Origin of the sequence: Microbacterium sp. 4R-513 (assembly GCF_011046485.1) — a bacterium.
Classification (GTDB): Bacteria; Actinomycetota; Actinomycetes; order Actinomycetales; family Microbacteriaceae; genus Microbacterium.
The window spans coordinates 2,425,576-2,438,288 of the sequence record NZ_CP049256.1 but is presented as its reverse complement, the minus strand read 5'-3'; the positions used below and the strand labels follow the sequence as shown (position 1 = coordinate 2,438,288).

At 71.5% G+C, this 12,713-nt stretch carries 12 protein-coding genes; 6 read left to right on the top strand and 6 right to left on the bottom strand.

Annotation, left to right across the window (positions count from 1 at the left end):
• The first annotated feature begins 115 nt into the window (after nt 1-115).
• The 5 genes from G5T42_RS10665 to G5T42_RS10640 all read left to right on the top strand — a co-directional run bounded on the left by G5T42_RS10665 (nt 116) and on the right by G5T42_RS10640 (nt 4,900).
• Entirely contained in the window at nt 116-1,693 is a 1,578-nt protein-coding gene (locus G5T42_RS10665; protein ID WP_241245779.1) for an MFS transporter, read from the top strand.
• Between the two features lie 101 nt (nt 1,694-1,794).
• Nucleotides 1,795-2,550: a membrane protein insertase YidC gene (gene yidC / locus G5T42_RS10655; RefSeq protein WP_165130195.1), complete on the top strand. Its 756-nt coding sequence runs from the start codon at nt 1,795-1,797 to the stop codon at nt 2,548-2,550.
• A 102-nt stretch (nt 2,551-2,652) separates the two neighbouring features.
• The gene (locus tag G5T42_RS10650; protein WP_165128390.1) at nt 2,653-3,456 is read left to right on the top strand and encodes a glycosyltransferase family 2 protein; all 804 of its coding nucleotides are present in this window, start codon (nt 2,653-2,655) and stop codon (nt 3,454-3,456) included.
• The gene (locus G5T42_RS10645; protein ID WP_165128388.1) at nt 3,453-4,289 is read left to right on the top strand and encodes an endonuclease/exonuclease/phosphatase family protein; all 837 of its coding nucleotides are present in this window, start codon (nt 3,453-3,455) and stop codon (nt 4,287-4,289) included. The genes G5T42_RS10650 and G5T42_RS10645 overlap by 4 nt, the downstream gene beginning before the upstream one ends.
• Nucleotides 4,286-4,900, top strand: coding sequence for a hypothetical protein (locus G5T42_RS10640; protein ID WP_165128386.1), 615 nt, complete (start codon nt 4,286-4,288; stop codon nt 4,898-4,900). Before G5T42_RS10645 ends, G5T42_RS10640 begins: the two co-directional genes overlap by 4 nt.
• Here G5T42_RS10640 and G5T42_RS10635 read toward each other — a convergent pair.
• Nucleotides 4,889-6,268, bottom strand: a complete 1,380-nt coding sequence (locus G5T42_RS10635) for an amidase family protein (protein WP_241245778.1) — start codon at nt 6,266-6,268, stop codon at nt 4,889-4,891. The genes G5T42_RS10640 and G5T42_RS10635 overlap by 12 nt on opposite strands.
• Nucleotides 6,269-6,293: 25 nt before the next feature.
• The gene (locus G5T42_RS10630) at nt 6,294-6,791 is read right to left on the bottom strand and encodes a metallophosphoesterase family protein (RefSeq protein WP_165128384.1); all 498 of its coding nucleotides are present in this window, start codon (nt 6,789-6,791) and stop codon (nt 6,294-6,296) included.
• 279 nt (nt 6,792-7,070) lie between these two features.
• Between G5T42_RS10630 and G5T42_RS10625 the strand changes: the two genes are divergently transcribed.
• Nucleotides 7,071-8,423, top strand: a complete 1,353-nt coding sequence (locus G5T42_RS10625) for a SirB2 family protein (protein ID WP_165128382.1) — start codon at nt 7,071-7,073, stop codon at nt 8,421-8,423.
• A 119-nt stretch (nt 8,424-8,542) separates the two neighbouring features.
• On the opposite strand, the gene G5T42_RS10620 is transcribed toward G5T42_RS10625, so the two are convergent.
• From G5T42_RS10620 to G5T42_RS10605, 4 genes are all read right to left on the bottom strand, one after another.
• Nucleotides 8,543-9,496: an aldo/keto reductase gene (locus tag G5T42_RS10620; RefSeq protein ID WP_165128380.1), complete on the bottom strand. Its 954-nt coding sequence runs from the start codon at nt 9,494-9,496 to the stop codon at nt 8,543-8,545.
• A gap of 89 nt (nt 9,497-9,585) precedes the next feature.
• A complete protein-coding gene (locus tag G5T42_RS10615) occupies nt 9,586-10,686 on the bottom strand; it encodes a crosslink repair DNA glycosylase YcaQ family protein (RefSeq protein ID WP_165128378.1) in 1,101 nt (366 codons plus the stop codon).
• Nucleotides 10,683-11,777: a phosphogluconate dehydrogenase (NAD(+)-dependent, decarboxylating) gene (gene gnd / locus G5T42_RS10610; RefSeq protein ID WP_165128376.1), complete on the bottom strand. Its 1,095-nt coding sequence runs from the start codon at nt 11,775-11,777 to the stop codon at nt 10,683-10,685. The genes G5T42_RS10615 and gnd overlap by 4 nt, the downstream gene beginning before the upstream one ends.
• Before the next feature lie 171 nt (nt 11,778-11,948).
• A complete protein-coding gene (locus G5T42_RS10605) occupies nt 11,949-12,713 on the bottom strand; it encodes a hypothetical protein (protein ID WP_165128374.1) in 765 nt (254 codons plus the stop codon).

The following is a 12,713-nucleotide window of genomic DNA, read 5'->3' as shown; positions in this document are numbered from 1 at the left end:
GACTTGACAGTCGACGGCGCATTCCCCCGGCGAAGTCTTGACGAGCCACCCGACCGAAGGCCTAGGGTCGAACACGGCGGCCGCGACCGGCCCCGCCCACCGAACGGACCCTGCGATGACTCGTCCTCGACGCACGATGTCACCGAGCTCGGGCTTCTGGGTCGTCGCCGCAGCGTTCACCACGGTGACGGCCTATGCGACGGTCCCCACGCCGCTCTACCCGCTCTACCAGCAGCAGGACGACTTCCCGGTTCCCGTCATCACGCTCATCTTCGCCGCGTTCGCCGTCGGCGTCGTCTTCAGCCTGTTCTTCATCGGCCACGTCAGCGACTGGGCGGGGCGTCGGCGGATGACGATCATCGCGATCGCGATCTCGGCCGTCGCGGCCGTGATCTTCCTCGTGTGGAACGACGTCCCCGGGCTCATCGTGGCCCGCTTCGTCGACGGGGTGAGCGTCGGCACAGTGACGGCTGCCGCGACAGCCCATCTCGCAGAGCTGCGCGCGAGGGCGCGACCGAACGAGACGGCGGTGATCGCGGCATCCGTCGCGGGAGCCGCCAACCTCGGCGGGCTCGCGCTCGGACCGCTCATCGGCGGGCTGTTCGCGGAGTTCCTCCCCGACCCGCTCGAGCTTCCGCATGCGCTCTTCCTCGCACTCTTCATCGCGTGGCTGTTCGTGCTCGTGGCGGTGCCCGAGACGATCGACGCCACCGGAGGGCGGCCCGTCTACCGACCTCAGCGACTCTCCTTCCCGCCGGCCGGCCGCGCCGCCTTCGCCGCCGCGGGGGTCGGGGCCGCGGCATCCTTCGCTCTGTTCGCGCTGTTCACCTCGCTCGCGCCGACGTACCTCCACGAGACGTTCCACGTCACCGACCACCTCGCCGACGGAGCCGCCGTCTTCGCCGTCTTCGGCGCGGCGGCTGTCGCCCAGATCGCGCTGGTGCGCGTCGCTCAGCGCGTCCAGCTCGGGATCGCGATCGCGTGCTTCGCGATCGGGCTCATCGCGATCGCGGCCGGCGCGGTGGTGCCCCTCCTCGCCCTGTTCATCGTCGGGGGATCGTGGGCGGCGCCGCTGCGGGCATCATGTTCCGCTCGGCCATCGCGACCGCAGCATCGCTCGCGCACCCCGAGAGCCGCGGCGAGACCCTCGCGCTCGTCTTCCTCATCGCGTACACGGGGCTCGTCGTTCCGGTCCTCCTCGTCGGCGGCGCCCTCGCCTTCGTCGACGAGACGACCGTCCTCCTCGTGTTCACGGCGCTCGTCCTCGTCGCGACGATCGGCGCCGGTATCGTCATGCGCCGGCACGCATCCGCGGGCTGAGCCGCGCGGCAGCCTTCCTCGCCAACGCGGTGTTACCGTGATGGCTCAAGGACCGGGTTGCAGCGAAGGGAGACGACGGATGCCTCACCTCTCCGCGCTGCACCTCCTGCTGTCGTTCTTCGGCGTGGCGGGCGGGGTCGACCTTTCCGCCGTCGACAGCGTGACCGGCGCTCTCGCGCTCGCCGTCGCGCTCATGTCCGCGACCCTCGTCCTCCTCTCGGTCGTCGCCGTCGCCCACGCGGCGCCAGGCGGCGCCTCGCCTCCGCACCCGCGACGCGCGATCGACGCGTCCGTCCTGCTCGCGCAGAGCGATCCCGACGCCCCGGGCCACCCGCGCCCGAGGGCCCCGCAGTCCGCGGCCTCGGCCGCGTAACCGTCGTCGCCGCAATCACCACCCGCCTCGCGGGCGGTGTGCCGCGGCATCCGTTCGTGGCCAGAAGCCTCCTCTTCTCAGCCACCAGAACGGACATCACCGTGGACCTCTTCGCCTTCCCACCCATCGCCGCCCTCCTCGACCTCGCGTACGCGGGCCTCATGGGACTCGCGGCCTCTCTGACCCCGCTCGCCGGAGCGTCCGCCGCCTCGGCGGCGGTCGTGCTCGTGACGCTTCTCGTACGCGCCCTCCTCATCCCCGCCGGCATCTCGCAGGCGAAAGCCGAGCAGATCCGCTGGCGCCTCGCACCGAAGCTGCGCGACCTGCAGAAGCGCTGGGGCAAGAACCCCGAGCGTCTCCAGCGCGAGACGATGCAGCTGTACCGCGACGAGCAGACGTCCCCCTTCGCGGGCCTCCTTCCCGTGCTCGCACAGGCCCCCGTCGTCGGCGTGCTGTATGCGCTGTTCCTCCACACGGTCATCGCGGGGCATCCCAACGCGCTCCTCGACGAGACGCTCTTGGGCGTGCCGCTCGGCACGAGCCTGGCCGGCGTCATCGGCGAGGGGACGCTCGATCTGCCGACGGCGCTCGTGTGCGGCGCGGTCGTCCTCGCGATCGCGTGCGTGGGCGAGCTCACGAGAAGGCTGCTCCGGATGCCGCAGCCCGCGCGTGAGGTCGATTCCCCCGTGCCACCGATCCCGGCCGGCCTCCTCGGCATCCTGCAGTTCGCCACCGCCGTCGTCGCGGTCTTCGTCCCGCTCGCCGCGGGTCTGTATCTCGCGGTGACGGTCACCTGGACGCTGGTCCAGCGGCTCATCCTGCGCCGCCGGTACCCGCTGGAAGGCGCGGAGCGCTGACGAAAACAGGCCGGAATACCCGCCTGCCAGGACGGTGTCAACCACGCGCCGGGGGCACACGCCCCCGGTTAGCGTGGCCTCTCAGAGCGATGAGGAGACGCCGTGGCCGCGCCATCCGTCGACGACCGCCCGACCGTCTCGGTCGTGATCCCGGTCAAGGACGACGACACCGAACTCGCGCGCTGCCTTGCGGCGCTCGCCGCCCAGACGCGTCGCGCCGACGAGATCGTCGTCGTCGACAACGGATCGACGGATGCCTCGGCATCCGTCGCCCGCGCAGCCGGCGTCCGCTTGGAACGGTGCGACCGCCCCGGCATCCCGGCGGCGAGCGCGCGCGGCTACGACGCCGCCGAGGGCGACCTCATCCTTCGGCTCGACGCGGACTGCGTGCCCGACGAGCGATGGATCGAGGCGGTCGTGCGCACCTTCGATCGCCGGCCCGAGGCGGGCGCGGCGACGGGCGGCGCCCGGTTCATCGACGGCCCGCGCGCCCTCCGCGGACCCCTCGCCGTCGTCTACCTCGGCTCGTACGGCGCCGTCGCGGGCCTCGCGCTCGGCCACCGGGCGCTCTTCGGGTCGAACCTCGCGATGCGGCGGGAGGTGTGGCGCGGAATCCGTCATCGCGTCCATCGCGCTGACGCGAGCGTGCACGACGACTTCGACCTGTCCTTCCACGTCGGGGAGCGCTGGCGCATCGCTCGCGTGCCGGGCGCGCTGATGGGCGTCTCGATGCGGCCCTTCGGCGACCCCCGCGCCTTCGCGCACCGGGTCGCCGCGGGGTTCCGCACCGTGACGATCCACTGGCCGCACGACTTCCCACCCGTTCGGTGGCTGCGCGTCGTCTTGCGTCGCGCCGGCGTCGGCCTCCACGTCCCTGCCGCGTCGCGGGTCGGAGCGGCCCGATGAGCGATGCGCTCATAGGCCACGTCGAGCCGCCGGATCTGCACGTCATGACCTACAACATCCGTCGACGCCACAATCGGCCGGGCCTGCGGGCCTCCGACCGGTGGACGCGGCGGCGCCCGCTCGTGCAGTCGCTCGTGCGCACCGAGCGGCCGACGCTCCTCGGCGTGCAGGAGGCGCGTCCCGACCAGGCCCTCGCCCTGCGGGCGGCCCTCGCACCGCGATATCGCTTCCTCGGTCACGGCCGGAGCATCGGCGGACGCGGCGAGGGCAACCCCCTCTTCTACGACGACGAGCGGCTCGAACTGGAGGAGTGGGCGCAGGAGGCGCTTTCCGACCGCGCCGACGAGACGGGCTCGCGCTCGTGGGGCAACCTCGTCCCCCGGGCGCTGGTGACCGCGACCTTCCGCGACCGCGCGACGGGTCGGAGGCTCTTCGTCATCAACACGCACTTCGACCATCTCTCCGGGCGCGCGCGCCGGCAGAGCGCGCGGGCCGTGGTGCACCGCGTCGCCGCACAGCCCCATCCCGCGATCGTCATGGGCGACCTCAACGCCGGCGAGCGGTCGCCCGCGGTTGCCGAGCTGCTCCGCGACGGAACGCTGACGGATGCCTGGGCCGAGGCATCCGTCCGCCTCACCGCGGAATGGGGCACCTTCTCGAACTATCGCCCGCCTCGCGTGGGACGGCCTCGAATCGACTGGATCCTCGTCTCGACGGGCGTCGAGGTCCTGCGCGCCGGCATCAACACGGCGCGCGTCGACGGGGCGTGGCCGTCCGACCACCTGCCGGTCCAGGCGCTCGTGCGACTCGGCGAGAGGGCGGCCGGGGCGTGAGCGACCGACCCGTCGCCGTCGAGCGGTTCCTGCGCCGGCCGCAGAGCGCCGCCCAGTGGGGTGCCGATGCGGTTCGCGCGTTCGGGATCGCCGGCGTGCTGATCGCGGCGATCTGGCTGACGCCGATGGATGCCGGCATCCTCGCTCTCGCTCTGCCGGTGCTGCTCGTGCCGCGGTTCGTCGGGGTGCGCGCGTGGTTCGACATCGTCTTCTGCGCGATCGTGCTGCTCGCCGCCTGGAGCAACGTGCTCGACCTCTACTCGAGGATCGCGACCTGGGACCTCGTCATGCACTGCGTGTGCACGGGGGTCATCGCCGTCATGACCTACCTCGCGTTCGCGAGACTCCGGATCGTGCTGGAACCCCTTGGCCGGCTGCGCAGAGCGCCGCTCATGCTCGGACCCATGATCGCCCTCGCCGTCAGCGCGGTATGGGAGATGATCGAGTGGATCGGCTGGGCCTTCGTCAGCTCCGACATCTACGTCGGCTATCAGGACACCATCGGCGACATGGCCGCGGGCGGTGTCGGCGGGATCGCCGCGGGAGTCCTGCTCGCCTGGGTGCCGCTTCTCCGCGACGACGCTCGGAGCGGCAGTCCCTCAGAGGCCTGACTCGATCGCCGCGGCCGCCGCGAGTGCGAGCTCGTCGGCGTGGAGCGGGCCGATGACCTGCACGCCCACCGGCAGTGCGTCGCGATCGACACCGGCGGGAACGGTCACGGCAGGCAGACCGAGGAAGTTGACGGCGACGACGAGCCGGAGGTCGCGCCACGCCGCGTCCGCGGCATCCTGACCGCCGAGGTCGAAGTCGGGCTCGGGGGTGCGGCGCGTCGCAACGGGCCCGAGAATCAGCGGCACCTCGGCCTGCAGCCGTCGCCATGCCGCCGCGATCACGGCGCGACGCGCCCACGCCGCGGCGTAGTCGGAGGCGGTCTCGAACGGGCGGGCCGCCGCTGTGCTGTCGCGCAGGAAGGATGTCGCGGACCGACCGAGCGGCTCGGGCAGCGTCGCCGGGTCGAGGGTGAGGAGCATGTCGGTGCATGCCAGACGCCGCCAGAGAACCGCGGCCTCCTCGACCATGGGCGGCTCGAGATCGAGGACCTCCCACCCTGCCCTCGACAGGGCGACGGCGGCGCGGTCGACGGCGGCGCGGATGTCGTCGTCGACGCCCCAGCCGAGCGGATCGCGGACCACTGCCACCCGGCGGGGTGCGGCGTCCGTGTCCGGGGCCGCGATCCCGAGCGAGACGGGATCGGCGGGGTCGATCCCCGTCAGCACGTCCAGGGCGACGGCGAGGTCGTCGACCGAGCGCGCGAGGGGCCCGTTCACCGAGAACTGCTGCAGCGTCAGCGCCACCGGGACGTCCCGCACGGCGGCACGCGGCACGCGGCCGAACGAGGGCCGCAGGCCGGCGATGCCGACCGCCGAGGCCGGCAGGCGGATGGATCCGCCGAAGTCGTTGCCCAGCCCGATCGCCGACATCCCGGTCGCGACCGCGACGGCGTCTCCGCCGCTCGATCCGAAGACCGAGCGCGTCTCGTCGATCGGGTGGAGCGTCCGGCCGAAGAGGTCGTTGTCGGTGTCCCACCGCATGCCGAAATCGGACATGTTCCCGCGCCCGATCGGGATCGCGCCCGCCTCGCGCATGCGCCGGACGACCGTGGCATCCGCCGCCGGCACCGCATCGGCAAGCCCCCGCCAGCCCTGCGTCGTCGCCGACCACGTCAGGTCGATGCTCTCCTTCACCGAGAACGGCACACCGGCGAGGGGGCCGGGATCACCGCCCGCCGCAAGAAGGCGATCCGTCTCGCCCGCGGCCGCGCGGGCCCGCTCCGCGAAGACGACGGTGAGGGCGTTGAGCCGCGGATTCTCGGCCTCGACCGCGGCGAGGTGCGCATCGACGACCTGCCGCGCCGAGATCTCACCGCCCCGGACCTTCGCGGCAAGGGCGCGCACCGGCATCCCGATCACGTCGTCCACTCCCCCACTCTCGCAGGCGTACGACTCACGTGAGCGCCAGGAGGTCCACCTCGACCCGCCCGCCCTCCTCGACGATCGCCGTCATCATGGTGTGCCGCGGCTGGCGCCTGCGATCGGTCGGCGACCCCGGATTGAGCAACCGCAGGCCGCCGGGGGTCACGGTGTCCCACGGGATGTGGCTGTGCCCGAAGACGAGCACCTCGGCGTCCGCGAACGCCTGGTCCATTCGACGCTCGCGTGCCTTGGCGTCGCCGGTCTCATGGACGACGGCGAAGCGGATTCCCTCGATCGTCCGGTGGGCGACCTCGGGCAGCCTCTCCCGCAGGTCGGGTCCGTCGTTGTTGCCGTAGACGCCGAGCACGTCGCCGTGGGTCTCCAGCTCTTCGAGGACGGATGCCGCGACCCAATCGCCCGCGTGGACGATGAGGTCCGACGCATCGGCCTCGCGGAGGACGGCGTCCGGGAGGCGCCGAGCTCGTCCGGGGATGTGGGTGTCGGAGATGAGGAGGAGCCGCGTCGTCACCCACCCAGCATTCCCGACGCGCAGGAAGCCGGAAAGTGGGCGCGGACGGAGGGCCGCGATCGTGCCACATGTGTGACGACGGCGTACAGGGATTTCACAGGATGTCGCACTCGTCCGCTAGCGTGGAGGCGACCGGTGGGGTGCCGGTGGATCGGCAGCGCAGACGCTTCGCGCTACAGGCCCTTCTCAGCGCGAGGGCGACGTCGCGCCGATTCGTCGCGCCCTGCCGTTGCGCGCGCTCGCTCGCGCGTGTTTCATCCCCGTGAGACAAGGAATCACATGTCCGACCCCACAGCGCCCGAGAACCGCGACGCAGCCGGCGACGCTCCCCTCTCAGACCCCACAGTCCCCGAGAACCGCGACGCCTTCGCCGACGCTCCCCTGTCCGACCCGACGGCGCCCGCGGCTCCGGCGACCCCCGCCGGCTCCCCCGCCGGCCCCGCCGACCCGGCCGCTCCCTCCGAGCCCGCCGCTTCGGCCGGGTCCGCCGCCCCCGCATACTCCGCTCCGGTCGCGCCCGGCGGTCCTCAGCACGACGCGTACGCGGCGCCCGGCTACCCCGGAGCGCCTCAGCCGCCGTTCCCTGCCGGTCAGCCGTACGGCGCAGCCGGTCAGCCGTACGGTACAGCGGGTCAACCGTACGACGCGGCCGGTCAGGCCTACCCCGCCCCCGGGCAGCCCTATGGCGCTCCCGCTGCGACGGCCGTGAAGACGCCGGATACGCGACCCAAGGTTCTCGCCATCATCGGCCTTGCGGCCGCGGGCCTCGGCCTGATCCTCGCCTTCATCCCGTTCGTGACGTGGTTCTCGGGGATCTTCCTTCTTGCGGGCTTCGTCCTCGGCCTCATCGCGCTCATCAGCAAGAAGCAGGGCGGCAAGGGCTTCGCGATCGGCGCGCTCGCGGTGGCCGTCGTCGGCTGGATCGTGTCGATCGTCGTCTCGATCGCATCGTTCGGCATCATCGCGCAGGCTGCGATCGACGAGGGCCGCGCATCGCAGGTCTCGGGTGGACAGGCGGTCGAGGAGGAGGCGGACGAGCCGGCGGCCGAAGGGGCTGCCGGTGACGCCGAGGAACTCGTCGCCACTGAGACCGCGTTCGGCCGCGACGAGGTGACCGGATCGTGGTGGTACGTCGTCATCCTCGACAACCCCAACGCCGACTACGTGTACGACTTCGCTGCCATCGACGTCGAGGCGGTCGACGCCTCGGGAACGATCCTCGACACCTCGAACAACTACGTGACGCTGCTGTCGGGACAGTCCGCGATCACCGGCACGTTCTTCGACGTGGGTCAGGGTGAGGTCGCGAAGCTCGACGTGCGCGTGCCCGACGCCGGCGACGCCGTCTCGTCACCCGCCGACGAGACCGGGACCTTCGCGATCGAGGGCGTCGCCGCGACGTCCGACGAGTACAGCACCAGCGTCTCGGGAACCATCGCGGGGACGTTCCAGGACGAGCAGGAGCTCGTCCAGGTCATCGTCGTGGCTCGCGCGGCGGACGGCAGCATCATCGGCGGCCAGCAGACCTACGTCGAGCGCCTGCCCGCCGACGGCACGAAGGTTCAGTTCGAGGCGACGTTCTTCGACCCGCTTCCGGCCGACGCGACGTTCGAGGCCTACGCCTCGCTCTGACGCCTGGTTGCAGCGCGCATCCACGAACAGGGGAGCGGATGCCTCGAGACGAGGCATCCGCTCTCTTTCCTTGCGGCCCGCCTACGCGAGGTGCGCGGCGAGGTCGATGCGCATACGGTTCAGACCTTGGCCGGGGTCCACTCCGAGACCCGCGTGAGCTGCGAGATCTCATCCGCCGTGAGTTCCACGCGGCCGCCGTCCAGGAGGTCCTTGACCTGCTCGACACGCGACGCGCTCGCGATCGGCGCTGCGACCGTGGGCTGCGCGCGGAGCCACGCGAGCGCGGTCGCGGCGATCGACACGTCATGCGCGCGCCCGATCCCCTCGAGGGTCTCGATGATCTCGAGTCCCTGGTCTGTCGCGTACTGCGACGCGGCGGCGGCACGCGGCGAGGCGTGGGACGAGGCATCCGTCGACCGGTACTTGCCGGTCAGGAAGCCCTTCGCGAGTGCGAAGTAGGGCACGAGGCTCAAATCGAACTCCTCGGCGACCGGCACGATGCTCTCTTCGACGTCGTTCCGGTGCACGAGGTTGTAGTGCGGCTGAATCGCGACGGGGAGAGCGACGCCCTGATCCTTCGCGAGGCCGATCCACTCGCGGATGCGGTCGGCGCTGTAGTTCGAGACGGCGACGTTGCGCACGAGGCTGTCCTCGACGAGGGCGCCGAACGCGCCGACGGTCTCGGCGAGCGGCACCGACTCGTCGTCGAAGTGCGCGTAGTACAGGTCGATCGCGTCGACGCCGAGGCGCTGGAGGGATGCCTCGGCCGCCGCGCGCACGTTCGCCGCGGAGAGGCCCTTGAACTCGGGGTGCTGACTGACCTTCGTCGCGACGACGACGCCCTCGGGCCGCCTGGAGGCGAGCCACTCGCCGATGATCCTCTCGCTGTCGCCACCGGTGTTGCCCGGCACCCACGAGCTGTAAGAGTCGGCGGTGTCGATGAAGTCGCCGCCGCCGGCCACGAACTCGTCGAGGATCGCGAAAGAGGTATCGCGGTCGGCGGTCCAGCCGAAGACGTTGCCGCCGAGTGACAGGGGGAAGATGTCGAGGTCGCTTGTTCCGATGCGCGTCATAAAGGGCATAAAGCGACCCGCGGACGACCTATTCCACGAAGTCGCCGGATATCCGGGTGCCACCTTCTGGGAACGGGCGCCGCACCCGTTCAGCGGGGCTCGGCGACCGTCACTCCCAGCCACTCGGCGAGGTCGCCGATCTCGGCGCGCACCATCTCCATCTCCTCGGGTTCGAACGGCAGGAACTCGTGGATCGCATGGACCTTCAGCACCTCCTGCTCGCGGTCGACCTCGGCATCCAGCATCCCGACGAAGCGGTCGCCCATGAGGATCGGGTGCGCGAAGTAGCCGTACACACGCTCGCTCTTGGGCTTGAACTGCTCGAGCACGTACTTGAACTCGAAGACCTCCTCGAGGCGCGGCCGATCGAACAGCAGGGAGTCGTACGGGTTGAGCAACGCGACCCTTCCCCCGTCGTCCTCATCGTCGAGCGCCGCCACGGCCTCCGGATCGACGCGGAACCGCCACTTGCTCCCCTCGACGGTCGCGGGCTCGCCCGCCATGCCGACCGGGGTCCACGGACTCTTCTGCTTGGCGATCCCGCCGGCCTGGAGTCGCCGCTCGGCGAGCAGTCGCGCGGCTTCGTCGGGCTCGTACTCGGGCAGGTCCTGCGGGAACACCCGCTCCGCGACATCCCACACGCGATGCCGACCCTCCCGTCGCACGACGGCGACCTCGCCGCGGCGGGCGAGCATCTCGAGCATCTGGGGCACCTGATTGGCGCCGTACCAGCCGCCTTCGTCCTTGCGCGCGACGGCCGCCGTATCAGGGATCTCGCTCGCGAGCATCGGCCCCTCGGCGCGCAGCCTGGCGAGCACGTCCTTGCGGAACCTCGCGTTGGCCTCGAGCCACTGCCTGCCGCTCTCGCGACGCGGATGCTGGCGCATGACCGGCAGCAGCAGCGGCAGAAGGCTCGTCGGGCGGAAGGTCCCGTCGAACTCGAAGAGCAGCCGGTCGATCTCGACGGCCTTCCGCAGCTGGCCGGGCTCGTACGACCAGCCGATCCGCGACCACAGCATGGTGTGCTCGCAGGGCGCGATCGTCGCGGTCGGGTCGATCTTGACGTAGCCGAGCTGCTCGGCGACCTCGGCGACGTCGCCCGGCCGGTTCGCGTCGAGCAGCTGGGCTCGCACGATGATCCGTCGCGCCTGATCGCGCGTCAGGGTGTGGGCGACGGATGCCGCGGTCATGCCTCGTGCGAAGGGTTCTCTTGCGACTGTCCGCCCGAAGACGACTCGGACTTGCGCCCGCCTGCTTCGAGAACGTCGCCGGCCGGGAGCTCCTGGTGGCCGCCGAACTGCAGGCGCATCGCCGAGAGCACCTGGTTGGCGAAGTGGTCCTCGCCGCGGGACGCGAAGCGCTCGAAGAGGGATGCCGCGAGCACCGGCGCCGGGACACCGGTGTCGACGGCGGCCTTCACGGTCCACCGACCCTCGCCGGAGTCCGAGACGCGTCCGGCGAGTCCGTCGAGCGTCGGGTTGTCCGCGAGCGCCGCCGCCGTGAGGTCGAGCAGCCACGACGAGATCACCGAGCCCCGTCGCCAGAGCTCCGCGACCTTGGCCGTATCGATCGTGAACTGGTAGAACTCCGGCTCCTCGAGCGGCGCGATCTCGGCCGAGTGCTCGGCCTCGCGCACCCCCGCGTCGGCGTGCTCGAGGATGTTGAGCCCCTCGGCGAGCGCCGCCATGACTCCGTACTCGATGCCGTTGTGCACCATCTTGACGAAGTGACCCGATCCCGAGGGGCCGCAGTGCAGGTAGCCGAGCTCTTCGGGAGAGTAGTCGCCCTCACGCCCCGGGGTCCGTCCGACGGTTCCGCTTCCCGGGGCGATGGTCTTGAGCACCGGCTCGATCTGACGGAACGCCTCATCGGGGCCGCCCACCATGAGGCAGTAGCCGCGGTCGAGGCCGAAGACACCGCCGCTCGTCCCGACGTCGACGTAGTGGATGCCGGAGTCCTTGAGCTTGGCGGCCCGGCGGACGTCGTCCCGGTAGTTTGAGTTGCCGCCGTCGATGATGATGTCGCCGGCTTCGAGCACTTCGGCGACCTGGTCGACGACCTGACCGGTGAGCCCCGCGGGGATCATGAGCCAGACCGCCCGAGGCGCCTCGAGCTTGGCCGCGAAGTCGGCGAGGCTGTCCGCGCCGATCGCACCCTCGCTCGCGAGCCCCGTGACGGCGTCGGTGTTGACGTCGAAGACGACGCATTCGTGTCCGTCGCGCATGAGGCGGCGCACGATGTTCGCCCCCATCCGGCCGAGGCCGACCATTCCCAGTTGCATCCCTGCTCCTCCTCGTCGGACCGCGGGCATCGCCCACCGTCGCAGTCTAGGCACCCGCCCTTCCCGTGCGGAGGACGGTTGATTTCTGCGTCGGCATCCCCTTCACTCCGCGGGATCCGACTGCGGGGTGGGGCGGCCTGCCCGGACGGACCGGCGGACAACCATACCGGCTCAGAACATCCAGGGCTCGATGCCGCCCATCCCCTCGCTCTGCCGCGGCGGATCCGGAATGGCCGGCGGTGCCACACGGCCCCGGCGCAGCCGACGGATGAAGGCGTGCCGGGCCCACCCCTCGAATCCCGTCCGTCCGCCGCGCAGGCGAACCAGCTCTGCGGCGCGGGGACCCGTCGGGATGTCGCGGGGCAGCGCGTTCGCCGCGACGATCCAGTCCGGCATCCCGAGCAGGCGCAGCACGTGCCGCAGGCGCTCGGATTCGTACACGCTGTCGGGATCGAGCTCCTCGCCGAGCAGCTCCGCAAGGTCGTCCGCGGCATCCTCCCGTCCCGCGAGCCCGGCGAACGCGAAGGCCGACGCGACCCCGACGGGCTCCGCGATGACGTCGTCGTCGGCGCCGGGCTCCTGAGACGGGTCGCTCGCGTACCGGCCGATCTCGGCGCCGTCGCGCCACGCGACGATCGCGAGCTGCCGATCGCGTCGCACGCGCACCGCGAAGACCGCCGCCTCCGTCGCCTGGGCGATCGCGCCGCCGACTTCGATGATGCCGCGACGCTCCGCCGCGACCACCCCCGCGCCCGGATCGCCGAGGACGACCAGCCACTCCCCCTGGCTCGGCCCGATCCATCCCGAGAAGCGCACGCGGCGCAGCACCTCTTCGACGCGAGTGCGCTCGGCGGCTCCTGGCCGGACCAGCACGGCCCCGTAGGAGTAGCCGTCGGGTCCACCGACCTCGCCGGTCGATCCGATCGGGTACGTCAC

Bases quoted from the DNA above. Each gene is read 5' to 3' on its own strand.
- G5T42_RS10620 (WP_165128380.1), bottom strand. From the start codon at position 9,496: ATGACGCGCATCGGAACAAGCGACCTCGACATCTTCCCCCTGTCACTC.
- G5T42_RS10645 (WP_165128388.1), top strand. From the start codon at position 3,453: ATGAGCGATGCGCTCATAGGCCACGTCGAGCCGCCGGATCTGCACGTC.
- gnd (WP_165128376.1), bottom strand. From the start codon at position 11,777: ATGCAACTGGGAATGGTCGGCCTCGGCCGGATGGGGGCGAACATCGTG.
- G5T42_RS10625 (WP_165128382.1), top strand. From the start codon at position 7,071: ATGTCCGACCCCACAGCGCCCGAGAACCGCGACGCAGCCGGCGACGCT.
- G5T42_RS10665 (WP_241245779.1), top strand. From the start codon at position 116: ATGACTCGTCCTCGACGCACGATGTCACCGAGCTCGGGCTTCTGGGTC.
- G5T42_RS10615 (WP_165128378.1), bottom strand. From the start codon at position 10,686: ATGACCGCGGCATCCGTCGCCCACACCCTGACGCGCGATCAGGCGCGA.